A 22,101-nucleotide genomic window follows, 5' to 3' on the forward strand; every position below is an offset into this window, starting at 1 on the left:
CTGTCCGTGAAGCGATACCTGTTCGACGGTGGTAATGACATGTTCATTTTTTGTAGTAAACGCTAGCGTCGTCGAGTTTCAAATTCGCGGGTACCGCCCGCTTCGCCGTATCGGATCCGGCTGGCAGGCTGATCGACAGGGGTACGCTTTGCGTGACATTGGCCATACGGGTGATTTCCACCTGCAGCTGATCCTTGCCGAGCAGGTAGTCGGCCAGCTTCTGGGAAAACGGCCAGTAGTTCAGATCGGCTGTCAGGGTCAGCGGCCCGACGGCGTCGGCCGGCACCAGAAAGGAGAACTCCCCGATATCGTAGCCCTTGGGCAGAATGCGGTTGTCCGAGAGAATTTGCGTGGCATTCCAGACCTCGACGTCCAACGGGTTGCCGTCCTTGTCGCCTATGTGCACTTTAAAGTTTCGCGTGTTGACCTCGGTCTTGCCGTCCTTGATCGAACCCAGGCGATAGACCTCGCGACCACTGGCATCCTGCACCCGGAAATCGATCCACATCTCCCGACCCTCGGGAAAGCCGGTCGGCAGTTTGTGCCCGGCGCCAACGTTGGTCACTTTGACGGCTACCGAGGTGTATTGCCCGGGGGGCACGGTTGCCGGTACTTGCTGGAACTTTATTTCCCCGGCGCGCGCGAGCATGTCGCGTGCGCGTTGCGCGCCCTCCTCTTGACCAAGATGCTTGAGCATCGTCGCGTTGGCTCCGCTGAACCAATGCGAGGCGACCTCCTTACGGTCCGGCCCCATGATCGCGGCCTTGCCCGCAAAGCCCGGCATGTGGCAACTCTGGCAGGTCACATTGTTAAGGCTGTAGGTGCTCTCCTGCCATTCGTCATAAGTGCGCTCCACCGCCACGCTGCTGAACGGGTGCGTGACGTTGTGGCAGGTGCCGCAAAAGTCCGAGCGCGTGTGCAGAGCGGAATACACGGTGTCGTGATAAGGCGAAACGGCATCCTTGCGCGGGCCGAACTTGGTCGGTTTGCCGTGCGCTCGCGGGCTCAGAACATAGGCGCCGTTATCGAGGCCCGTGCGGGCACTGATGTTGTGGCAGGTGTCACAATCGACCCCGGGCATCGGATGATTCTTCGCACTGTCTTCAATCGAGGAGCGGTTGACTTGCGAAGTGATCTGCCCGGTGGTCAGACCGATCGGGGTATGGCAGCCGGTGCAGAAGTTATCGACCTTGCCCTCGGTGGCCGCACTCGCACGCTTGAGCAAGGCCCGATAGATGGGCTCATCCCAGGCCTGGGACATCATCGACGAGCGCCACTGCCTGTAGATCTCCGTATGGCAAGCGCCACAGACCTGGGCATTGTCGAAGTCCTTCACATTCAAGACCAGGTTGCCGGTGGTATTGGCCCGATGCGGAAAGAACGGCATCGCGCCAATCACATGCATGAGCCTGGAGCGTGCCGGCTCCAGCCACTTCTCATTGTTTTGATTGTCATTGCCCAGAGGTTCGTCAGCCACCACCAGCGTTACCGTCAGCAGGCAGGTTAGAAAGCACAACCGGTGCAGCGCTACCTGCGAACACGTATGTCTGGAGTGGCTCATAAGCATTTCCCCTGGACGGTTGCAGAGGATGACCGCAGTACTTCTATTGAGTAAGCCCGGTATTGAGAAGCCAGGGCTACTTCGTGATGCAAACCGATGGCTACAGGCAATCACCCAATGGAGTACAGACAGCTCCACAGCATCCCGGCCCTGCACCTTGCATGAACGGGACAAGCTCACTCAGCAATTACTCTGCCAGCGTTGTATAAAATAGGCGCGGTGACCTGAAAGATCCGCAAACATTGGCCAGCGCTTGAAGTAACCGGCTAATGAAGATGCGAATACTACTGAGCAATAGCCCCCATTAGTGGGGGCTCACTCCGAATCGGGGGGGTGTCAGACGGGAGGGTCAGGGTTTCTCTGCGGGGTGCACCTCGCAAATCCGGGGCCACTCACTTTACGCGATACGAATTACTCTCTGTCCTTGGTCGACCGAATGAGATTGCCCCGTAACTTCACAATGGCCTTCTGCATCTGCACGAACTCGTCGGGATCAAGACCGGTTTGCGGGAAGCCGTCTTCGGTGAGACCTTCGCGCAGTGTTCGCCCCTCTTTGGTCAGATTGATCCGCACCTGGCGTTCGTCTTCCGGGTCGCGCTGGCGCACTAAATAACCCATCGCTTCCAACTTCTTCAGGATCGGCGTGAGGGTATTGGATTCGAGAAACAGCTTTTCGCCGAGGCTGCCAACGGTCTGGTTGTCTTCCTCCCACAGCGCAACGAGGGTGATGTATTGCGTATAGGTCAGGCCGAGCCGTTCGAGCATCGGCTTGTAGGCCTTGCCGAAGGCCAGGTTGGTGGAATAGACCGCAAAACACAGGAAGTCGGTGAGTTTGAGATCCAGGGCGGATGTCTTGTCGGTGTTTTTCATGGGCGTTCTCCTGGCTCAATCTTGCGAGACCGAAACTATACGTCGTACGCGATGGTATCGGAAGAACGTATAAACGCCGACGGCGAACACACCGGGAAATCCCCGGTGAGTTCGCCGTGTAGTGGGTTATGCCGTCAGGACGTTGATGTCGACGTCAATATTGCCGCGTGTGGCCTTGGAGTAAGGGCAGATTGCATCGGCGTTGTGGGCCAACTCGGTCGCCACCCCCTGGTCCAGCCCCGGCACTCGCAAGGTCAGTCGGGCCTGGAGGAAGTAAGCCGCGCCGGTCTGGCCCAAGTCCACTTCAATGTCGACGGCGGTGTCTGTCGGCAGTGTCACTTTCATCTGTTGGGCGACCAGCCCCACCGCTGCGATGTAGCAGGCCGACCACGCTCCGGCGAACAGTTGCTCGGCTTTCGGGTGCGGCTGGACGGCAGTGAGCACGTGTGCCGGTGTATCGCTGCCGGGGGACGACAGCACGATATCGAGGTCGCCGTTATGACCGCGCGAGGTGTTGCCCGCGCTGTTACGGATAGTGTGGGTCTTGCCGGTTACCAGTACTTTTTCGATCTTGCTCATGGGGACTTCCTCAGGATTTTCTATTTCATGCGATTAGATCGCATGCGATGCTAGATATTTAAAACACACAACGTTCATCAATTGACGTGTGCAATGATCCAGTTGTTGCCGTTTTGGCCATTGGAAGCGTGAGTGGTTGAGATAAACATTGTGCGGCGGCTTCCGGCGTTCATGGCTGAGTCTCCAAACGGCAGGGGTTGTTATCACATCTCATCGCTTTCGATCTGATCGCATGCGATGTATTGATACTCAACCAAAGCCCCAATGATGTCAAAGTTTATTTTGTGTCTTGGCGATGAGCGGTAGACGCAAGATCAATCTCGCTATCCTCTCCCTTGCGGAAAGGATGATGGGCTTCTTACCGTCCCGCCCTCCGGAGCCCCTGGTTACGCGCATCGGATCGCTTTCACGCATGACGATCAACGCTTTGGTGCTGAAATGAAATGGACGTTTTTCACTCGAAAAAAAACCGGCCATTCGAGCCGGTTCTTTGATTTCCTGAGCCCCACACGCAAAAAACCCCCTCACAAGGAGGGGGTCTGATGTTTGAAAGGTTCAGACGGGTTCACCCGTCTTTTCCTGGAATCTCGTCAGTTCAGCGCAGCGCAGGAATTCCCGCAAACATCCAGGTAGATTCCTGAACCGGCGTTGCTGCGTTGCGTTTACGCGCCCACTGAGTCAGCGCCACCATCATCGCGAAGCCGAGCACGATCAACACCGGATAGGCCATCAGCAACTCGGTGAGCGAATACTTCCAGGCCAGCGGTCGGCCGACACCGAGCATGGCGGCATACAACCAGGACACGCCCGACAGTGCACCAGAGAACAGAGCAAACATTCGTACATTGACCTGAAGATCAAGCAGCGAGCCGGCCTTCAACATTGCAGGCAATACATAGCGGTGCAACAGCATGCCGTTGAACGTCAGCAACAATACAATAATAACTTTTGCTTGAAGCTTTGGATTGGCAAAATAGGTCATGCCTTTTTCAAGGTAATCAATGCCTATTACCGCAGCTCCCGTGACCCACAAGAATATCAACGCATTGGCAACAGACTTCTGAAGACTGGCCATATGTTCATTATCGTGCCCCGACGACACACGACCTTTCAATAAGTCCTTTACCATTGCCGCATCGCTGGCAAACACCAGACCAATAGCTACGCAGCAAGCCAACAGGTGAATGTACACTACGCCTAAACGCAAAAACTCCATGGATTCTTTCTGGCCGATCAGGCCCATAATTGTACTAATATCCAAGATTACATCTCCACTTATTGCGGCAGTGCAAATTGACCATGCCCCAGGCATGCGAATTAATTAATTAATTAATTAATTGCGCCTGCACGATCAAGTTCGCATTGATTGAATCGGCTAAATAATTTGGTATTACAAGAGAGAGCGACTCGCCCAGCAAGTCAGTGATGACGGCATACTATCACTCCAGGTCTCAGGTAAAAAAATCCCCATGCGCATTCCATTCAATGCAGATGAGGTATACGTCCATTTTATTAGTGAGTGCAGCGCGAACTATCAAAGGATCCGCCTGCCGGTAGATCAGAGCGAAGCATATCAAAATCGTTCACTTTTTGAGCAGTACGCTCGACAAACGGTACTAAATCCAACACCTTGAGGTACCTGTCCTCCTGGCTGAAACCTGCATGGCTACAACGCTGAATCGATTCACTTGGCATGCCGAAAAAAAACCTCTATTGCGCTGAACTTTCGTCGCCAGACCCGACCAATGGCGAAAATTGCCTACTGGTCACCGGCAAGTTCGAGTCGCCTGAAGGGGCCGTCGACGCGTCTCGCTCGACTCAGCCACACCCACGCTGTATCGAGGTTCTTTTTGAGCGGTGCCCCGGGCTTGCTCAAGCCAGCAATTCGGTGATCCACCGGGCCTGCCGAGCGATATCCTGCACCGTCTCTTCGGGCACGGCGTGCTGCTCCAGGGCAAAGTGGCTCAGGGTCTTCTGTTTCTGGAGCAACTTGCGCTGCCACTTGACCAGGAACGCCGGGCTGCGGGCCTGCATCTGCAACGGGCCGAAGTACAGCTCCTGGGCGGTGTAGATCACCGGCCCTGCGCGTTCGGCGACGATGATTTCGTAGTCGAAACGATTTTCTCGCAGCACTTCCTCGCAGAGGATGCGATAGCCATTGTCCATCAGCCATTGGCGCAGTGGCTGCTCGCCGCCGTTGGGCTGCAGGATCAGGCGCTCCTGACCGCTCAGGTACGCCTTGCCACTGTCGAGGATGTCGCGGATGGTTTCGCCGCCCATACCGCAGATGCTGACCGCTGTAATCCCGTCTCCCGGCTCGATTGCCGCCAGGCCGTTGGCCAGGCGCACGGTGACTTGCGAGTCCAGGCCGTTCTCGCGCACGGTGCGGTTGGCCGCGTGGAACGGCGTCAACGCCACCTCGCCGGCCACCGCCGCCGCAATGGCGCCGCGGCGCATCAAGGCCACCGGCAGGTAGCCGTGATCCGAGCCGATATCGGCCAGGCGCGCACCGGCTGGCACATAGGCGGCAACGCGCTCCAGGCGCATGGACAATGTCTGTTCGTTCAACTGCGGCCCCTTTTCACCACTAACGTCCGGCGACTTGGGCCGGATCGGGGCGTGATTCTGTCGAGCAATGCCGTGCATTTCAAATTTATGTGACCAGGGTCATGGCCCTTTTCACGCAATCACTTGCGCATACACCGATCTGTCGACGTTGCCACCGGAGAGAATCACCCCCACCCTTCTTCCCGACATGGCTTCACGCTCCGAGATGAGCGCTGCCAACGCCGACGCACCGGCCCCTTCGGCAAGGTTATGGGTATCGGTGTAATACACGCGCATGGCTTCGGCGATCTGGTCATCGCTGACCGATACGATCCGCGCAGCACCTGCCGCGTAGACGGCAAAGGCTTCAGGAATCGGCTTGCGCACGGCAAGGCCGTCGGCAAAAGTGTTGGCCGAAGCGGTTTCACGAATTGCACCAGCGTCAAACGATAGCTGTGCAGCCGCCGCCTCAGTGGAAACCACGCCAACCACTTCAGTTTCCAGACCCAGCGCATCGCGGGCGGCGATCACCCCGCAAATCCCCGATCCACAGCCAATCGGTACATAAACGGTATCCAGGTCCGGCGCTGCGTTGAACAGCTCCAGCGCATAAGTGGCGACGCCTTTGACCAGCTCGGTGTGAAACGGCGGAACCAGGAACAGGTCCTGCGTGTGCGCCAGACGGGCCGCCTCTTCACGGGCATCATCGAAATCGCGGCCATATTCGACCACTTCAGCCCCAAAGCCGCGCATGGCGTTGTTCTTTTCTACCGAGTTACCTTCCGGCACGACGATCAACGCCTGCAAACCCAGTGTGCGAGCCGCCAGTGCCAGGCTCTGGCCATGGTTGCCGCGGGTAGCGCTGACAATGCCCTTCGCGCCCGGGTGCTCGCGCTTGAGCCAGTGCATGAACGTGATACCGCCACGCACTTTGAAGGCACCGGTAGGCGTGTGATTTTCGTGCTTGACCCACACCGTGCAACCCAACCGCTGAGCCAGCAAGGGCCAGGGGTACTGGGCTGTGGCGGGCATCACCTGGTAAACGTGGCGAGCGGCTTGTTCGATATCGTCGCGAGTCAGTGTGTGCATCGGTTATCTCCCGGGGATTTCGCCCAGTCTGCACACGGGTGCCGTATTGTGCCTTTCAAAAAACTGACCTGACTTTTGTCCCCCCTCTTCACTACTATGGTGTCCATGAGTCATCGAAATCGCCCGCCGCCACCACGCTTGTCCGAACCGGTCCGTCGTATCGTGGCCGGCCCTTGGGCGATCGAATTGCTCCCCGGCTGCGCCTACGCGACCCGCTATGTCGCGACCCAGGCGGGAATCGGCTTCGCCTTCGACAGCCAGCGAGGCCTGCACGCCATCGGCAGCGACCGAATACGCCCCTTCGATGCCGTGCCCAACGGCCTGGCGTTCGTCCCCGTCGGGTGTGACGTGTTGTCCGAATCCCCCCAGGGCGGCGAATACTTGCGGGTGATTCGCACCGATGGCATGGCGTTGATGGGGGATCGTGCCTTCAACAATCGCATCGACCGGCAGGCCACCGCTCTCGCGTGGCGTATGCGCGCCGCGCTGTTGCGGTCCTCTGTGGAGGACGATTGGGAGGCCTGGGCACTGGCATTGTCCGAACGGGTGACGGGTAGCGAAGCTGTGTCGACAACACCCAATGGCTCGATAACCGGCAGCCGAATGCGCTTGCTCGATGAGTTCATTGATGCAGGCCTCGAAGCCCCGTTGAGCGTACCGGCGATGGCGGACCTGCTTGGATTGTCCGAAGGGTACTTCATGCGGGCCTTCAAAAACGCCACCGGCAAAAGCCCGCACAGCTACCTTATCGACCGACGCGTCGCCAAGGCCCGTGCCCTGATGCGCGATTCGACCGTCACCCTGACGGAAATCGCCTATGCCTGTGGTTTCAATTCCCAGGCGCACATGGCGACCACCTTCAAGCAACGTCTTGGAGTGAGTCCGGCGCAGCTGCGTCAGTCTTTGGGGTTAGAGCAGATTGACAGCGAATCCCACGCCACAGCTGACCTGCTCGGCATGGCCAAAAGAAACTGAGGAACCCAGGGAATCGAACGGTGTCGCAGCGGTCCAACACGCGGCAGCACAATGGGCGCAAGACGCCCAACATATTGCCTGCCGACCGCCATTGCCCATGGGAGAACCCATTGCCAGCTATTTTTTTGCGTCAAGTTTTCCGGTTAGCGATCGTGCTCTTTTGCGCTGGCACCTCGTCCTCCGTTTTCGCCTGCCCGGCCGGGCAGTATCAGGTCTGCATGGTCGCTTGTTTTTGTGCTCCAGGTTCCGAAGAGGAAGCTGGAACGATCTTCGACGACATGAACCAGATGGCGGCCTCTGGATTGCAGAACTGGATTGTGCAATCGCGCAACACCGCGGCAACCGGCGATATCCAGCCAATCCCGCTGAATATCCGGGCCCAGCTCGAACCCTACTATGACATTCAAGTGCTCGATTCGGCTCGCTACAAGGTAGGCGATGATGTGGAGCTGAACGCCGCACACACCATGCTGCAGAATCCCGATGTACGTGCGGTCACCCTTATCGACATCATCGTCTTTCGAAATCCCGAAGATGCACTTAACGATGTCGCGCTGTGGGCGCATGAGTTGAAGCACGTGCAGCAGTACCAGCAATGGGGCGATCGCGAGTTCGCCACTCGTTATACCCGTGATTACGAAGCCGTCGAGGCGCCGGCCTACGAGATTCAAGCCCAGGTAGCCAGAACGCTACGAGCCAGCCAGGCTCGGGCAGAATCGCCTCGGCTTCCTTGAGTTCAAAAGGTCAAGCCTGGTCAGGTCAACATCGAAAGGTGGCACCGCCCCTTCTCATGCCGATTGTCTGCGCCAGGTGCCGGGGGATGTGCCGAATTGGCGCTTGAATGCGCGACTGAACGCGGCTTCGGAGTCGTAGCCAACGGCAAAGCCGATTTGCGCCACATTGCCGCGACCTTCGCGCAACTGTTGAGCCGCCACGTGCATGCGCCACAGCGTCAGGTATTGCATCGGCGGCTGTCCGACCAATACCGTGAAGCGCTCGGCGAACACCGAGCGCGACATGCCCACTTCAAGCGCCAGGGCTTCTGCCGTCCAGCCTTCGGTTGGACGGGCATGCAATAGCGCCAGTGCGCGCCCGATATGCGGGTCCCGCAACCCCGCCAGCCACCCACGCCGCTCAGCGGGAAGGCTGGCGACATACTGGCCGACGGCTTCGACAAATAGCAGCTCCGATAACTTGGCGATGACCGTTGTCGAGCCGACGCGGCCCGCCGCGATTTCACTGACAGCAAAACGAAAGGAGCTTTCGATCCAGGTACCCGAAGCCGTCGCGCGCAAATCCAGCTTCAATAAGGAAGGCAACGACGAAAGCAACGGACTGAAGGGTGTTTCTGAACCGAGGAACCCGCACAGCAACTGCGTGGCCTCGCCGCCCTCGCCGTACTTGATCCGTGATATGCCGCCGACTTCTGGCGGCTGGATGACTTCTCTGGCTGGCATGGGCGCAATGCTCAGGTCGCTGCCAAAAGAATGTGCGTCGTTGCGAGGAAGCAAAACGAGTTCGCCTGCCCCAACCTCGATGGCGGCACCACCGTCGATTTGAATTTGCATGCGCCCAGCGGCGACAAAGTGCGACGCAATGATGTGTCGAGGTGCCGCCAGGAACGGCTTGCAATCATCCGCCGAGACTCTGCCGTTGATGCACCAGGGCGCAGTGAGTTCCGCCTCGAGGAAGACCCCTCCAGACAGCCGAATCACACGCAACACATCAGAAAGCGCATCCAACACTTGACCGCCCTCCTTTCCGGAGTCCGGAGCAGGTTTTCAGGCGCACCGGTCATTCACCGCCTGAACTGCGACGCCTAGATTAGCACCAACGCGGAATCAGCGATCGAAACTGTCCCCAGAGGCTTCACCCAAGGTCATTGGCTCCGACGTCAACCGAAATTGCCCCATTCAAACGCCACCAGGGCAGCAGGAGATCCATATGAACAGCGTCGTTACCCTACCCGGCTCAGCGTCAGTCAACACCGCCCGTTATGCGCAAATGGTCAGGTCATCGAAAAAGTCCGAATGGCAGATCGATCGCGATCTGCTTCAGGACCGCAGTTTCGACTATTCGCGCAAATTCCTCCCCGACGGACTGTCGCAGGTCGACCGCCTGACCTTTCTCGATGCGGACCAGGCGCGCCTGCTCAGTCAGATACAGGGCCGGACCTATGCGTACATCTTTGGCCTGGTCGAGCGTTTTATCAGTGCCAAGATGCTCGATCAGGGGCGGGCCCATGTATTTGACGATCAACTGGCCCTTGAAGCGCTGGTGCGTTTTTCCAACGACGAGATCAAGCACCAGGAGTTGTTCCGGCGTATGGAGACGATGATGAGTTCGAAATTGCCAGCGGGATATCGTCAGGTTGCCGATCCAAACGAGGTGGCGCGCGCGGTACTAGCGGCCAGTACCTGGTCGGTGCTTGCACTGACCTGTCACATCGAGCTGTTTGTTCAGGCGCACTACGTGCAAAGCATCGCCCCGCGCGAGGAGCTGTGCCCGTTGTTCAAGGATGTCTTCAAATTCCACTGGAAGGATGAAAGCCGGCACGTCGTACTCGATGAACTGGAATGGCGGGACGAGCACGCGAAACTCTCGTCGGCCGAGCACGACCAGGCAGTGAATGACCTGATTGCGCTGGTAGCGGCCGTCGACGCAATCCTGCAGGCACAATCGGCAGCCGATGCCGATTACTTCATCAGTCATGCTTCACGATCGTTCAGTGTCGAAGAGACCGTGCAAATCAAGACCTGCGTGCTGAGCGCCTACCGCTGGCAATACATTATCTCGGGCGCACGGCATCCTCACTTCGGCCGACTGCTGACGCAAATGACAACGCCAGCACAGATGTCCAGGATTCAGACCGCTCTGGCCCCAATCATGAGCAATTGACCGACAGCGCGACTGACTGCTCGTCGGTCGCACTGCGCGATGACGTGCTGATAATGAACCATTGAGGAAGGCGACCATGACGATACCGATGTGGATGCTGCTGGGGTTTGCGACCTGGACCTTGCTGCTATTAATGGCAACCGTCGGGGTTTATCGCTGGGTCGCAATCCTGTTCTCGAGTGTTCCGATCGCCTCTTTCCGAAGCGATCGGCTCGAAGGCGAAGATTGGTATCGCCGCGGGACAAGGGCCCACGCCAACTGTGTGGAAAACCTGCCTGTGTTTGGCGTCATCGTGTTCGTGATTACAGCCCTTGATGTCAACGGCGCCGCAGTGAACTACTTGTCCACACTCGTCCTGATCGCCCGCGTGTGCCAGTCATTGGTTCACGTCTCCCATGAGCAAACCAATGCGTTCGTGGCAGTTCGGTTTGCCTTCTTTAGCGTTCAGTTGGTGTGTTTTCTCGCGCTCATTGTAATAGCCGCTTGTTATGGCAGATGACCAGTTGCCCGCTAATCCTCGAATCGCCCCGTGCCGTCTCGATCGCGCTCGTAGTGTCGGGTGAGTGCAAACGCCGGCAACCAGGCCTCGCGCCGCACAGTCCAGCTCTCGTAGGTTGGCGTCAACTGGTCAGGGGCATCCAGAGATCCGAGGTTCACCTCGACTTCGTCTGCGCTGCGTGAGAACACCGACGAACCGCACTGCGGACAGAAGTGCCGCCCGGCGTAATCACGCGTTTTGCCCTCGATTGTCACGGCATCCTGATGAAATATCGCGGACGCATGGAACAACGCCCCATGGTGCTTGCGGCAGTCGAGACAGTGACAAACACCAACCCGGAACGGGCGACCCGACGCGACAAAACGCACTTTTCCGCACAAACAACCGCCGGTGAACCGGTCCATGCGGTGCCTCCTTCAGACCGTCCGAAACGGCGTATCAGCGTGGAAACAGGAACGTCACGGCGGCACCAAAATCGGCGCTGCTAAAGGATCAGCGTAGGCAACTGTCATCGATGTGCAATTTTCCTGACCGTGTGTTTAACAGTTTTTGAGAGTTATTGATTCGGATTATCCCCCCGCTACAGGCAGCATTCGGCCCGCATTGACCGGCGTGCAAGCACCTGCTTTGCGTAACCGACTGGCAAATACCAGCGCCTGAAAACAAGGCGACCGGACCAATGCCCGGGGCCAGGTCGGAACCCGAATGACAACTTTCATCACTTGAGAACCAAACATATGGGCATGTCGAATAAATGGATTGCGGGTATTGCTTTGAGCTGTGTATTTCAGGTCGGCTGTGTCTCGAAAGTCGCGCAGCAAGAGCAATACTCGGGTTTCCTGGGCAATTACCAGGGCCTGGAGGAGCAAACTACGCCGAGTGAGCAGAAAGTATTGCGCTGGGTATCGCCAGGGTTCGATCCACGCGCGTATTCCACAGTAGTGTTCAGGCAGATGGAACTGTATCCATCGCCGCAGCCGACCGCGCGCGTCAGCCTGAAAACCCTGCAAGACCTGCAATTGATGGCCAGCAACAGCGTCAAGACCGCCGTTGCCCGCCGCTACGCGATCGTCCCTTATCCACAGTTGGCGCCAACCAATTCACGTTCGCTGATCCTGCAGGCGGCGATCACTCACGTCAGCGCCAACAACGAAGGCATGCACTGGTATGAAGTCGTACCAATCGGGGCCATTGTCGGAGCGACACAAGCAGCCACCGGGCACCGGGACCAGACCGCCGAGATGTACATCGAAGCCAACCTGATCGACGCCAAAACCGGTTTGCCGGTAGCGAAGATCGTGCGCAAGGTGTTCGGCGAGACCATCAAGAATGCCAAGCAGCCGATTGTTGCCAATGACTTCAAGGTTGCACTCAAAGGCATGTCAGACGATATGCAGGCCCTGCTCCTCAAGCACTGACGTTCAAGCGAACCCCATCGCAAGCGTGAAAGTGCCTGCTGTCCACCGGCATTGGATGGCATCACAAGCAGACCGGCATGGGGTTTCAACGTGGCGCCATGTCGCGTTTTCCCTCTGACAAACCGTTAGCCGTGCCGACGCCTGACGCGAGACTCGATGATGAAAATTCTGGCCCATATCCTGGCGATGCTGATGCTGTTGCTGAGCACCAGCGCCCTGGCGGCAACCGTGATTCCCCTCAAAGGTCAGACCTCCCAGACCATCCAGCAGGACACCAGTGCCTGCCAATCCCAGGCCAACGCGCAGCATCCGGTGCAAAGCACCGTACCCTCCGGTGGCCGGGCCAAGGGCGCCGCTACCGCTGCGGTAGCCGGTGCCACGGCGGCGGAAGTTCGGGGCCGCCAACATGAAAACGTCTATGACCAGATCGACGACGATACCCGCCAAGACTATCGCCAGAACCAGGCACGCAGTGCCGCGGCTGCCGGCGTTGTCGTAGGGGGCGCCAGGCAACGCCAGGCGCGTCGTGAGAATCTGAGTGAGAGCGAACAAAACGTCACCGCCAACAACTCCGTCTACAGCAGCTGCCTGCAACAACGTGGCTACGATGTTTTGCCTTGATCGTCGATGAAAACGGCGTGAAGAACCAAAAAAAACGCCCCGAGCCCTTCATGAAAGGACTCGGGGCAAAGTCGTAGAACGAGAGGTGAGGATCGTTGACGCCGCGACAAACAAACCGTGAACACGCAACGTTCCTCGAGATCCATTTAAATCGGTAACGTCCCCGGTTAAAAGCTAATAAGAATCAAAAATAATCTTTCACAAGCCAAGTGCACAAGAACACCATCATTGATTTGTATCCTGATTGTTCAGGCTCAAACAAAAGCCTGGCGGAGCAGCGAGGTTAGTTCATTGAGGTGTGCCCCCGCGCAACCCCCACCTGCCCTAGCTTGCAGTTTTCGGATAGCGCAGTTGATCCATTCCAAGCATTATTCATGGCGTCCAAATCGAAAACCATGGGTCATCCAGCAATGCTTTTCCTTTGTATGATTAAATGGATACCTCTGACAGACTGGGCTGTTTGCCGAACTGCACGCCTCTGAAACGAGCCAATCCAGCATCGTAAATGCAACACACAGTGCACCTTCCGCTGGGCCCTCATCTTCGTTCACTTCCCAGACCAGAATGTACCGAGCCAAATCCGGCCCCTATACTCAGGCCAGCATCGCCTGAACGGAAGATTTCTATGAGCTACACCTTCAAATTGAAAAATAGCGCCGTCGCGGTATTCGACCCGAACAGCGCCATGCTTTCCATTACAACCCCCCACGGAGATGTACAGAATTCCACGCTAGGTAGAGCTGAGTCGCGCCTGTTGGACCTGCTGCTCATGGAGCCAGGTGTCACTAAAAGCCGCGATGAAATCATCGACTACACCTGGAATGACCGCGTGGTTGCCTCCGGCAGTTTGAATCAAACAGTTTTCTCACTACGCAATATTCTCAACGACAGCCGAGATCACGAGATCTTGATGACTGTTCCTCGACGAGGATATTGCTTCAACCGGCAATGTGTCGTCGATGCAGAAGCAGATGTACCGGCAGCCCGGGAGGAAACAACGCAGCCCCCCGCCCCCATCCCTGGACAACTACCGCCGGCTGGTAGTGACGGGCTGCTTGAACCCTCAGGTAAAACCACTGAATCCGCGCGCATTACAAAAGCTCAACTGATCGCTTATATCGTTACCCTGGCAATCGTTGTCTTTACTATTTTTCAATTCGACTTCGACGCGCCAAAAATTGAAATTTCCAGTGTCGACAAGAATGGACTGGTCATACACGCCGTGGGCAGTGATCTTGCCGAGGCGCAAGCGCTTATGGAGTTGTCGGCCAAACAAACCGAGCAGCTGCCACCAAACCTGAAGGGCCAGGTCTGGATCAACCTGTATAAAGCCAATTATTCCGTTTCGTGCATCCGTCAGGATCTAAGCACTGCAAATCTACAATTGAACAGCAGCGAAAGGGACCTCGCCTTGATGATTCGTCAATGTTTGGAAGTCACTTTATGAAATTTGAAATTTCGCAAGCCGTTCACTGGCCTGTTATAGGCTTGATCAATGCACTGTGCATTTTCTCTTTCGTTTACTCTCCTTCGCACTACATGGAAAATATCAGTTACCAGACAAAATCCCGACAGTGGCTGGAAGATCTCAACCAACTCAACACTGAAGAATACCTCACTATCGGGCATGGCAGGCTCACAGGGACCACGCTGGAAAGCCTGAATGGGAAAATCCGCAACGCGACCATCTCAGCGAATATAATCGGAGAAAGCAATAAGCACGTCGAGATCAAAGTCAGCAACATCAAGCTCAGCCAGGATAATGAACTTTTCGCCATTGAAAAGACCCCTGACTTGTTCTTTAGACGTCAATACGTCTTGCAAGAAGGCGCCATTCTAAACTACGAGTTGATCCCGACCCCAGATAAAAATGCGGTGTGTTTTTACATTCATGAACTTGGCCGTTTGCGCTGCATGAGCCATTAATCGGCCTCCCGAACAGGCTCGACACCCGCCTGGCAAAGGTTCACATCAAAAAACCTCAAACAAAAATAATACTTATTGATTTGAATCAAACGTCTTCCCCGCCAAAAATCTCTCCTCGATAATCTTTGGAATCGAGCCCGCTTGATTCTCGTCCGGGACAATGCCCTACAGGGGGAATCAAGTGAACGCCATGCATTTTCTGCGAGCCCAGAAATCAACGACTTTCAGATTCATGGGGATCTTGTTTCTGTCTACCTTTCCACTTTATTCGTTGGCGCACGACGAGCACTCCGTCGAAAGCACGACCATTGAATATTATGAAGTTGAAACAAGCCCGGATGACAGCCAAAAACTATCGCATCTGAAAATTTACAGTGAGAATGAGTATCATACAGACGAGCAGAGCAGTGATTCTACTCTCCCCGGCCAACCACAAAGTGACACAGGCATGAGCTACGCCAGTTCGCTCATACTTCTTTGAGGAGCGTCGTATTCACCGGGGCAAGTTCTGACTGGCCTCTTCTGACGACCTGGAAAATATGAGTTATTGACTTTGGCAGGCACCATCGAAGTGAGATTATTTGCAGCCCAAGTCGTGGCAGAGATGCAGCTGACATTCTGCGCTGCCTGAATACACTGTTAATAAGGAATCGCCTCGATGCTACTGAAAAACTTCGTCACCGTGTCGTTTGGTTTATTGCTTTCTCTCAAGGCCATGGCCGACGACAAGGGTGTCTACAGTGCCAAATTGACGAGTGTCGAAACCAACAAAAAGGCCCCATCTACTGTGAAAACTGGCTATCAGGTAAAAAACGGTTATCGTGTCGACGACTTTTACGCCTTTACAGCAGCAGCCATTGACCCGATGAAACCCCAATCGCAGATCTTCAGTTCGAAAATCGATCCGCGCAAGGTTCAACACATGGACGACTCACCGCTGGACAGCAAGTACGCATTTTCGGCGGAACTGGAACTGATCCGGGGACTCTGACAATCCGTTCAAAGCCAATGGCAATGGGGTCGATCTCACCGACAGCAAGAACGCCTAATCGCGTATCTTCTCCATAACTGCCCGTCAGGCTTGATCCTTATCATTTAACAGATGAGCCTTCAATTTCATGAGTATCGCACCGCCCGACGAGATCTTTCATTTGTCCTCTGCCTTGCCGAGCCAACTGAACAGAACAATAGGCAAATGGGAAATCAGCCTTATTCCGACCGAGCATGAAGCGCGCATTCGGCAACACAAACTCTTTCACAGTCCGCAATTGCAGTGCAGTCGCCTTGAGTTCGACTCATCCGTGACGCTGGTCAGTTCTGTCCCTGCCGGATTCGTAACATTCGCCATCTCCCAGGCACCGATTGGCCGCCCCGTCGTAAACAACCAAAAACTACGGCCTGACGAAGTCATCGTACTGCACAGTGATGAATCGGTGCATTACACCTGCGAACCGAATGAAACACTTTTCACCATCACCACGACACTGGAAAACTATGAGCGGTGCCGTCAAAATCACTCTGTCATAGATATCCTTGCAAACAGAACACAACACAGCTTCCAAGCTGAAAACTTTCAATTCATACAATCGGCCATTCAAGCTATCAGCGCTTGCTGTGTCGACATCAACGACGCTGCTCCAACACAGCGTAGCGAATCAGAGGGTTCGGCGATTGAAAGTGCGGTACTCGCTTCTCTGTTACAGTCGTTGACGCCTGCTGGCCGCTTCATTCGCAAAGTCCCGACAAGAAGAAAGGTGGCGATACAAGCCATACAGTACATCCATGAAAACACAAAAAAAACGCTCACTATAAAGTCGCTGGTAAGGCAACTGGAAACCACCACACGCACTTTGCATTTTGGCTTTATTGAAACGTTCGGGATATCGCCAATCGCCTACATCAGAAACTTGAGACTCGCAAGCGCCCGTCGCGACCTGATCAATAAAACGTGGCCTACCGTCACAGAAACCGCGATGTTTTGGAACTTTCACCATCTGGGCCGGTTTTCCAAGGCGTATCAACTGGCTTACGGAGAGACACCGTCGGAAACGGCCAAGCGCAACTCAGCCAGGCCAAGGAACACGACCTCATCTGTTTACAACCAGGTCGTCGGGGATAGAAATTATCGTTAACAGGCGGTTATCAAAGCCGAGAAAATGATGATTAATGACTTTCCTTGATCAACCACAAGTACCCAAAATTGCTTATTTGCCTATACAAGGAGATAAGCATGCATCATCGAATAAACACACTGCCACTCAAGCAGAAAATCGCACTGTGTATTACCGTCTATGCCAGCGGCATCTTGTTGGCATGGGTAATTGATTGGTACTGAAGTTGCTTAATCCGTGACTACAGAAAGCACAGTGAATTAATGACACCTCGGAGTTTTTCGATGGTTGCCGCATATAAAGCGTTACTTGGAAGGTATACCGTCACTGTATGTCTGATTGCAGCAGCAGGTTGGGCCGCATGGTTCTGTGCTGGAGGGCTGGCGGATCAATTAGTAGCACGGAAGTTGAATAACGTTTATGCCGATCTGCGGGCTGCTCAAGTGGAGCCCAATGCGCAGATCGACAAAGTACTGGAAACCCTCGGCAATCTCGATCGCTCGGGTCAGGAATGCTCCGTAGAGCAATACTCACAGTTGGCTGATCTGGTCAAGAATCTGCGATTTGTTGATCAAGCGGCCATCCAGTTGCCCAATGGCAAGATCTGTTCCTCCTACGGACAAGCACCTCCACCGATACTGGCCGATAGCGACAAGCGCAAGTTTTCCGTTGGAAAGCGAACCTACTGGGTGGATGCTGGCCACACGGTTTCTGCGGACTCCGATTTTATCATTGTGTCGGAACAGTCGACCTACGTCTGGGCAAACAAGAAGATCCTGCTCGACAACTTGAAGTTTCCCAAGTCCATGCAACTGGACCTCATCGGCCCCGGCGGCGCAGTGCCCATTGCTTCTACGGGCCAAAAACCGCTGACGATGCAGAAACCGTTCCACCTGGAGGAACTGGTTACTTCGGCAGACAAGGTCCTCATCGCCTTTGCGGGCAACCGAAATGAACTGATCTCTGTCATTTCTCTTCCATTGAGCTACCTGACAAGTCTCAAATTCAAATTATTCATTGGCCTTGTGTGCGTGTTCGCAGCGCTGTCTTTGCTCGCATGGTGTGCCCAACGGCATTACACCTCTACCGCCGTACGGCTTCGCAATGCCCTGAAAGCCAACAGGCTGGATGTTCATTACCAGCCTATCGTCAACCTGACGACGGGCTATCTGGTGGGCGCTGAATCACTTTCTCGCTGGAACGACAACGGTACCCAAGTGCCTGCGGATGTTTTCATTGCGGTGGCGGAAAAATCTGACTTGATCCGCGTACTTACACGTTCGGTGATTCGACAAGTGGCAGAGGATTACAGCACCTACCTTTGGGCGTGCAAGGACTTCTACATTACGGTCAATCTTTGCTCCCAGGATATCCAGGACCCAAGTTTTCCAGACTACGTAGCCAGCGTGCTGGCAACCTACAACATGCCAGTGTCTGCCATGGCTTTTGAAATCACCGAAAGGACCCTGATCGATCAGAAGCCTGCCGCCCTGCAATTGCGAAGGCTTCGTGCGTGCGGACATCGCATTGCCGTGGACGACTTCGGTATCGGCTATTCCAACCTTTCGCTCCTCGATTCAGTGCCTTTCGACATTCTGAAATTAGATCGCTCATTCATCGCCGACGACAAGATCGCGGCCAAGGATGCCTTGTGGCGCCACATTGCCCGGTTGGCCAGGTCGTTGAGACTCAAAGTCGTGGCCGAAGGTGTCGAGACTCAGGAGCAACTGCCGCATCTGGTCTCGGAGGGGGTTCTATTGGCGCAAGGCTGGTTGTTCTCCAAAGCGCTGCCAATTCAAGCATTGGCAAGACGCTACTTTCAATGTCCGGAAAACGTCCCGCCCTACGACTCAAAAATATCAATCAATGATTTTTATTAACCCTTCATGGCCCCTCAAATGCTCGCCGAACCCTAACACCAGACAAACCTGAACAAGGACTCCACCACCCATGCTACTTCGAAACCTTGGCTTCGCTTCACTGCTATCGCTGCTGTCTTTTCAGGCGCTCGCTGATGACAAAGGTTTATATCTTGGAGCTGGCGTAAGCAGCATACAGACCGACGAATCCAGATTGGACGACGACGACACCAGCTACAAGGTTTATGCCGGGTATCGCGTCAATAGCTACCTGGCCTTCGAGGGGGCTTACGTCGACCTGGGTCAATTCAAGGACAAGAATGTCGATTTCGATGGTAAATCGGCTCAGGCTGCCGCCCATGTCGGCTTTCCGCTGGGCGATCGGTTGCGGGTATTCGGCAGTGTCGGTGCCCACGCCTGGGACGCCGACGGCAATGCCACCGACGACGATACCGGGGTTGACCTGACCTACGGCCTCGGCGTCGAGTTCGATGTCTTTCGCAACATCGGCCTGCGCGCTGAATACGAAGTCCTGGAGGTCGGAGAGATCGACCTGAATCAGACGACTGCATCCGCCTATATGCTTTTCTGACACCGCTACAACTGAGCGGCCTCCCCCGGGTCGCTCATCGCACCCTGCACAATGTTCGTCCTCGCACTACCTGCCCCCATCCCTGCCATTACTTCAAGGTTTCCTTCGATTCCTGCGCAGGTGCCATGTACCACTTGTCCCTGGGCACCCATTTCTCCTGTTGCGGATCGCCCAAATAGTGCGGCGACATGATCTGCACACCGTACTCGTTGAACACATCCTGGATGTTGGCGTGGAGCATGCTCAGCAGCACGGCGCGCGGTCGAGGCTGGCTGGGTATGGCCTGGGCCACCAACCGGTATTCCGGGTAGAAGTCCGACAATGCCGTCTGAAACACCTGCGGCGGTGGGGTTTCGAGGACGCCGGGCGTGCGTCTGGCGGCTTCCAGCAACATCCCTTCGACCTGCCGCCAAGGGGTGTCATAACCGATGGTGACTACGGTATCGACCACATAACCGGGGCCTTGTACGACCCGTGAGTAGTTCTTGGTGACCGTGCCGGTGATCATCGAGTTGGGCAGGGTCAGCACTTCGCCCAGGCCGGTACGAATGCTTGTGGTGAACATGCCCAGTTCAGTGACCGTCCCTTCGTGCTCGCCAATGCGCACGAACTCACCAGGACGCAGGGTTCGGGTGTACGTCAGGATCAATCCGGCCGCCGCCTGCCCGACGACGCTGGAAGCACCCAGGGAGATCATCAGGCCGACCAGCACCGACAAGCCTTTGAACGCATCGGTACCCGCACCCGGCAAGTAGGGATAAGCCATGGCCAGGGCAAACAACCAGATCGCCAGCGAAGTCAGGCGCTGAGTCGGTTTCAGGGTTTCGTGGTTCAGCCAGTTGAAGGTGCCGGGCGTGGCCATGCGGCGCAGTATCCGGCGAGAGAACGCTGTCGCGCCACGCGCAATGAAAAAGATCGCCAGCGCCACGCCGAGCCCGGGGATGGCCCCTAGAATCCCTTGCAGCAAATAGTCGGCGACTTCCAGCAGATAGTTGTTAAGGCTTTCACCCCAAGGCCGGGTATAGGGAAACCGCGACAGGACAAACCCCAACCACTCGTAAGAGAGCAGCAGCACGATGCCCCAGCGCAGCAACTCCAGCACGCGGCTGACCAATGGATAAAGGAAGTTGGCGTCGATCAGCGGAACCTTTCCGACTTTCAGCGCCTGGGTGTGCCGATGCATCAGTTCAGGCAGTTTCTGCAGCACTCTGCGCCGCAGGTACGACATGCCGAACAGCAGCGCGATATAGATGCCGGTGGCCAGCAACGCAGCGACGACGGCACGCAGGATCAACTGCAAGCTACGGGCTTCCCGGGTTTCGGCCACGACCTGGCGCAGCCTGTCGGCCGCGGCTTCGGCGGCCAGTTGCACCGAGTCGAATTCGGTCTCGTCGACATCCGTGGGCGAAACGATAAAAGCACGGCGAGCTCCCAGCAGCACCATGTAGCTTTTCATGATCGGGTCGAGGGTGACATTGAGGTCGTCGGCGTCATCCAGCGCCTCACCGATCACCGCTTTCGCCCGTTTGACCCGCGAGGCCGGGGCTTCACCGAGGATGGTCGCGCGAAACACCATGATGCTGCGGTTGGCCACTTTCAATTCAACGGGAGCATCGACCACTTTCGGTGCGTCTTCGGCCCACAGTTGCACCGACCAAAACATCCCGAAAACAGTAACCAATACAGCGAGCAGCCTGCTCCGCATGTGTCAGATCCTTACGTCACGAAATTCAAATCCAGAGTACGTAACGCAGCGTAGTTCACCGATGAACGGTTGTCAGATTGCAGCTACAGGCCGTTTCCTTATCCGTCCGTCTTCTTGAAACAGCAGCTCAATCCCCGGAAATTGTGCTCTTGACCGAATTCTCGAAACACTGAAAATCCCTCTGGAAGCGAGCCTGCTCGCGATAGCGGTGGGTCAGACACCGGGATGTCGAATGTACCGCCGCCATCGCGAGCAAGCTCACTCCCACAATGTGTTCCATACCTGATTCAAGGATTGACCTGATAACCCTTGCCCTGCAAACAGCTGGTGTAAGCCGTCGTGGTATTCGCCTGCGTGGTTTTCGATTGCTCCCGGCGTTCCTGACGCTGGCGTGAACCACCGACAACCATACCGGCCGCCGCCGTCTCCTTGGCGCGGTTCTGGCGATAGTCCTGTTTCCTGTCATCGTCGACACGATCATAAGCGTCGTCATGCTGATTACCGCGCACCTGGGCAGCCGTCGCGCCAGCGGCCGCCCCCACAGCAGCCCCCTTGATCCTCCCGCCGGAAGGCGTGGAAGCCGTCGAGGCGCTCTGGCTGGCGGCGATGCTGTTGCATTCGTTGATGTCGGCCTGGGTTTGTTGCGAACTTTGCCCTTTCATCGGCACCACCGATTGCGCCCAACCCGGGGCACTCAAAATCGACAATGCGATACATAGGCTGACCGGTGAAAATCGTTTCATGATGATCTCCGACAGGCTTGCCACAACGGGCAAGCCTTTGGGTCGACTGGCGGGCGGCAAGCGGCGCCATGCGTCGCCTGCCGATCGGGTGGAGTAACTGAAAAGTGT

At 56.0% G+C, this 22,101-nt stretch carries 22 protein-coding genes; 12 read left to right on the top strand and 10 right to left on the bottom strand.

The genetic code is table 11. The annotated features are described in order from the left end of the window. Positions 1–43 precede the first annotated feature (43 nt). From AC3WTM_RS14915 to AC3WTM_RS14940, 6 genes are all read right to left on the bottom strand, one after another. Positions 44–1,561, bottom strand: a complete 1,518-nt coding sequence (locus tag AC3WTM_RS14915) for a multiheme c-type cytochrome (protein WP_102669608.1) — start codon at positions 1,559–1,561, stop codon at positions 44–46. Between the two features lie 411 nt (positions 1,562–1,972). Continuing rightward, entirely contained in the window at positions 1,973–2,431 is a 459-nt protein-coding gene (locus tag AC3WTM_RS14920; protein WP_102669607.1) for a MarR family winged helix-turn-helix transcriptional regulator, read from the bottom strand. Between the two features lie 126 nt (positions 2,432–2,557). After that, on the bottom strand, positions 2,558–3,010 hold the full coding sequence (locus AC3WTM_RS14925) for an Ohr family peroxiredoxin (protein WP_102669606.1): 453 nt from the start codon (positions 3,008–3,010) through the stop codon (positions 2,558–2,560). 595 nt (positions 3,011–3,605) lie between these two features. Then, entirely contained in the window at positions 3,606–4,226 is a 621-nt protein-coding gene (locus AC3WTM_RS14930) for a hypothetical protein (protein ID WP_102669674.1), read from the bottom strand. A gap of 656 nt (positions 4,227–4,882) precedes the next feature. Beyond that, entirely contained in the window at positions 4,883–5,578 is a 696-nt protein-coding gene (locus AC3WTM_RS14935) for a tRNA (adenine(22)-N(1))-methyltransferase (RefSeq protein ID WP_305887823.1), read from the bottom strand. A gap of 111 nt (positions 5,579–5,689) precedes the next feature. After that, a complete protein-coding gene (locus tag AC3WTM_RS14940) occupies positions 5,690–6,646 on the bottom strand; it encodes a threonine dehydratase (RefSeq protein WP_102669603.1) in 957 nt (318 codons plus the stop codon). A gap of 96 nt (positions 6,647–6,742) precedes the next feature. Here AC3WTM_RS14940 and AC3WTM_RS14945 point away from each other — a divergent pair, with 96 nt between their 5' ends. Together AC3WTM_RS14945 and AC3WTM_RS14950 are read left to right on the top strand one after the other, a co-directional pair. After that, positions 6,743–7,621 (top strand): helix-turn-helix transcriptional regulator, encoded by an 879-nt coding sequence (locus AC3WTM_RS14945; protein WP_256586008.1) that lies wholly within the window; start codon positions 6,743–6,745, stop codon positions 7,619–7,621. Between the two features lie 110 nt (positions 7,622–7,731). Beyond that, positions 7,732–8,355, top strand: coding sequence for an eCIS core domain-containing protein (locus AC3WTM_RS14950; protein WP_258537945.1), 624 nt, complete (start codon positions 7,732–7,734; stop codon positions 8,353–8,355). Positions 8,356–8,409: 54 nt separating this feature from the next. Here AC3WTM_RS14950 and AC3WTM_RS14955 read toward each other — a convergent pair whose 3' ends face one another. Further along, entirely contained in the window at positions 8,410–9,366 is a 957-nt protein-coding gene (locus AC3WTM_RS14955) for an AraC family transcriptional regulator (protein WP_102669601.1), read from the bottom strand. A 199-nt stretch (positions 9,367–9,565) separates the two neighbouring features. Here AC3WTM_RS14955 and AC3WTM_RS14960 point away from each other — a divergent pair, with 199 nt between their 5' ends. Continuing rightward, positions 9,566–10,519 carry a diiron oxygenase gene (locus AC3WTM_RS14960; RefSeq protein WP_102669600.1) on the top strand — a complete coding sequence of 318 codons (954 nt, stop codon included), beginning with the start codon at positions 9,566–9,568 and terminating at the stop codon, positions 10,517–10,519. Positions 10,520–10,595: 76 nt separating this feature from the next. Further along, positions 10,596–11,018, top strand: a complete 423-nt coding sequence (locus AC3WTM_RS14965; RefSeq protein WP_102669599.1) for an MAPEG family protein — start codon at positions 10,596–10,598, stop codon at positions 11,016–11,018. Positions 11,019–11,029: 11 nt separating this feature from the next. Here AC3WTM_RS14965 and AC3WTM_RS14970 read toward each other — a convergent pair whose 3' ends face one another. Next, entirely contained in the window at positions 11,030–11,422 is a 393-nt protein-coding gene (locus tag AC3WTM_RS14970; protein WP_102669598.1) for a GFA family protein, read from the bottom strand. A gap of 333 nt (positions 11,423–11,755) precedes the next feature. On the opposite strand from AC3WTM_RS14970, the gene AC3WTM_RS14975 reads away from it, so the two are divergent. The 8 genes from AC3WTM_RS14975 to AC3WTM_RS15010 all read left to right on the top strand — a co-directional run bounded on the left by AC3WTM_RS14975 (position 11,756) and on the right by AC3WTM_RS15010 (position 19,545). Then, positions 11,756–12,436: a DUF3313 domain-containing protein gene (locus tag AC3WTM_RS14975; RefSeq protein ID WP_102669597.1), complete on the top strand. Its 681-nt coding sequence runs from the start codon at positions 11,756–11,758 to the stop codon at positions 12,434–12,436. A 159-nt stretch (positions 12,437–12,595) separates the two neighbouring features. Further along, complete coding sequence (locus AC3WTM_RS14980) at positions 12,596–13,057, top strand: hypothetical protein (RefSeq protein WP_102669596.1); 462 nt, start codon at positions 12,596–12,598, stop codon at positions 13,055–13,057. 625 nt (positions 13,058–13,682) lie between these two features. Then, positions 13,683–14,504, top strand: coding sequence for a transcriptional regulator (locus AC3WTM_RS14985; RefSeq protein WP_102669595.1), 822 nt, complete (start codon positions 13,683–13,685; stop codon positions 14,502–14,504). Then, on the top strand, positions 14,501–14,983 hold the full coding sequence (locus AC3WTM_RS14990; RefSeq protein ID WP_102669594.1) for a hypothetical protein: 483 nt from the start codon (positions 14,501–14,503) through the stop codon (positions 14,981–14,983). The genes AC3WTM_RS14985 and AC3WTM_RS14990 overlap by 4 nt, the downstream gene beginning before the upstream one ends. A gap of 658 nt (positions 14,984–15,641) precedes the next feature. Next, positions 15,642–15,974 (top strand): hypothetical protein, encoded by a 333-nt coding sequence (locus AC3WTM_RS14995; protein ID WP_102669593.1) that lies wholly within the window; start codon positions 15,642–15,644, stop codon positions 15,972–15,974. A 127-nt stretch (positions 15,975–16,101) separates the two neighbouring features. Continuing rightward, entirely contained in the window at positions 16,102–17,115 is a 1,014-nt protein-coding gene (locus AC3WTM_RS15000; protein WP_102669592.1) for a helix-turn-helix domain-containing protein, read from the top strand. Between the two features lie 263 nt (positions 17,116–17,378). Continuing rightward, positions 17,379–18,974: an EAL domain-containing protein gene (locus AC3WTM_RS15005; RefSeq protein ID WP_102669591.1), complete on the top strand. Its 1,596-nt coding sequence runs from the start codon at positions 17,379–17,381 to the stop codon at positions 18,972–18,974. A gap of 70 nt (positions 18,975–19,044) precedes the next feature. After that, positions 19,045–19,545 (top strand): outer membrane beta-barrel protein, encoded by a 501-nt coding sequence (locus AC3WTM_RS15010; RefSeq protein WP_102669590.1) that lies wholly within the window; start codon positions 19,045–19,047, stop codon positions 19,543–19,545. Positions 19,546–19,633: 88 nt separating this feature from the next. On the opposite strand, the gene AC3WTM_RS15015 is transcribed toward AC3WTM_RS15010, so the two are convergent. Both AC3WTM_RS15015 and AC3WTM_RS15020 read right to left on the bottom strand, forming a co-directional pair. After that, positions 19,634–21,250, bottom strand: a complete 1,617-nt coding sequence (locus AC3WTM_RS15015; protein ID WP_102669589.1) for a mechanosensitive ion channel family protein — start codon at positions 21,248–21,250, stop codon at positions 19,634–19,636. 287 nt (positions 21,251–21,537) lie between these two features. Continuing rightward, on the bottom strand, positions 21,538–21,993 hold the full coding sequence (locus AC3WTM_RS15020; protein ID WP_102669588.1) for a YMGG-like glycine zipper-containing protein: 456 nt from the start codon (positions 21,991–21,993) through the stop codon (positions 21,538–21,540). Between the last annotated feature and the right edge of the window lie 108 nt (positions 21,994–22,101).

This window comes from Pseudomonas sp. EU05-FHT14B02 (assembly GCF_058791055.1).

Coding starts and splice junctions, on each gene's coding strand:
- AC3WTM_RS14915 (WP_102669608.1), bottom strand. CDS start 1,561: ATGAGCCACTCCAGACATACGTGTTCGCAGGTAGCGCTGCACCGGTTG.
- AC3WTM_RS14920 (WP_102669607.1), bottom strand. CDS start 2,431: ATGAAAAACACCGACAAGACATCCGCCCTGGATCTCAAACTCACCGAC.
- AC3WTM_RS14925 (WP_102669606.1), bottom strand. CDS start 3,010: ATGAGCAAGATCGAAAAAGTACTGGTAACCGGCAAGACCCACACTATC.
- AC3WTM_RS14930 (WP_102669674.1), bottom strand. CDS start 4,226: ATGGAGTTTTTGCGTTTAGGCGTAGTGTACATTCACCTGTTGGCTTGC.
- AC3WTM_RS14940 (WP_102669603.1), bottom strand. CDS start 6,646: ATGCACACACTGACTCGCGACGATATCGAACAAGCCGCTCGCCACGTT.
- AC3WTM_RS14945 (WP_256586008.1), top strand. CDS start 6,743: ATGGTGTCCATGAGTCATCGAAATCGCCCGCCGCCACCACGCTTGTCC.
- AC3WTM_RS14960 (WP_102669600.1), top strand. CDS start 9,566: ATGAACAGCGTCGTTACCCTACCCGGCTCAGCGTCAGTCAACACCGCC.
- AC3WTM_RS14965 (WP_102669599.1), top strand. CDS start 10,596: ATGACGATACCGATGTGGATGCTGCTGGGGTTTGCGACCTGGACCTTG.
- AC3WTM_RS14970 (WP_102669598.1), bottom strand. CDS start 11,422: ATGGACCGGTTCACCGGCGGTTGTTTGTGCGGAAAAGTGCGTTTTGTC.
- AC3WTM_RS14975 (WP_102669597.1), top strand. CDS start 11,756: ATGGGCATGTCGAATAAATGGATTGCGGGTATTGCTTTGAGCTGTGTA.
- AC3WTM_RS14980 (WP_102669596.1), top strand. CDS start 12,596: ATGAAAATTCTGGCCCATATCCTGGCGATGCTGATGCTGTTGCTGAGC.
- AC3WTM_RS14985 (WP_102669595.1), top strand. CDS start 13,683: ATGAGCTACACCTTCAAATTGAAAAATAGCGCCGTCGCGGTATTCGAC.
- AC3WTM_RS14990 (WP_102669594.1), top strand. CDS start 14,501: ATGAAATTTGAAATTTCGCAAGCCGTTCACTGGCCTGTTATAGGCTTG.
- AC3WTM_RS14995 (WP_102669593.1), top strand. CDS start 15,642: ATGCTACTGAAAAACTTCGTCACCGTGTCGTTTGGTTTATTGCTTTCT.
- AC3WTM_RS15000 (WP_102669592.1), top strand. CDS start 16,102: ATGAGTATCGCACCGCCCGACGAGATCTTTCATTTGTCCTCTGCCTTG.
- AC3WTM_RS15005 (WP_102669591.1), top strand. CDS start 17,379: ATGGTTGCCGCATATAAAGCGTTACTTGGAAGGTATACCGTCACTGTA.
- AC3WTM_RS15010 (WP_102669590.1), top strand. CDS start 19,045: ATGCTACTTCGAAACCTTGGCTTCGCTTCACTGCTATCGCTGCTGTCT.
- AC3WTM_RS15015 (WP_102669589.1), bottom strand. CDS start 21,250: ATGCGGAGCAGGCTGCTCGCTGTATTGGTTACTGTTTTCGGGATGTTT.
- AC3WTM_RS15020 (WP_102669588.1), bottom strand. CDS start 21,993: ATGAAACGATTTTCACCGGTCAGCCTATGTATCGCATTGTCGATTTTG.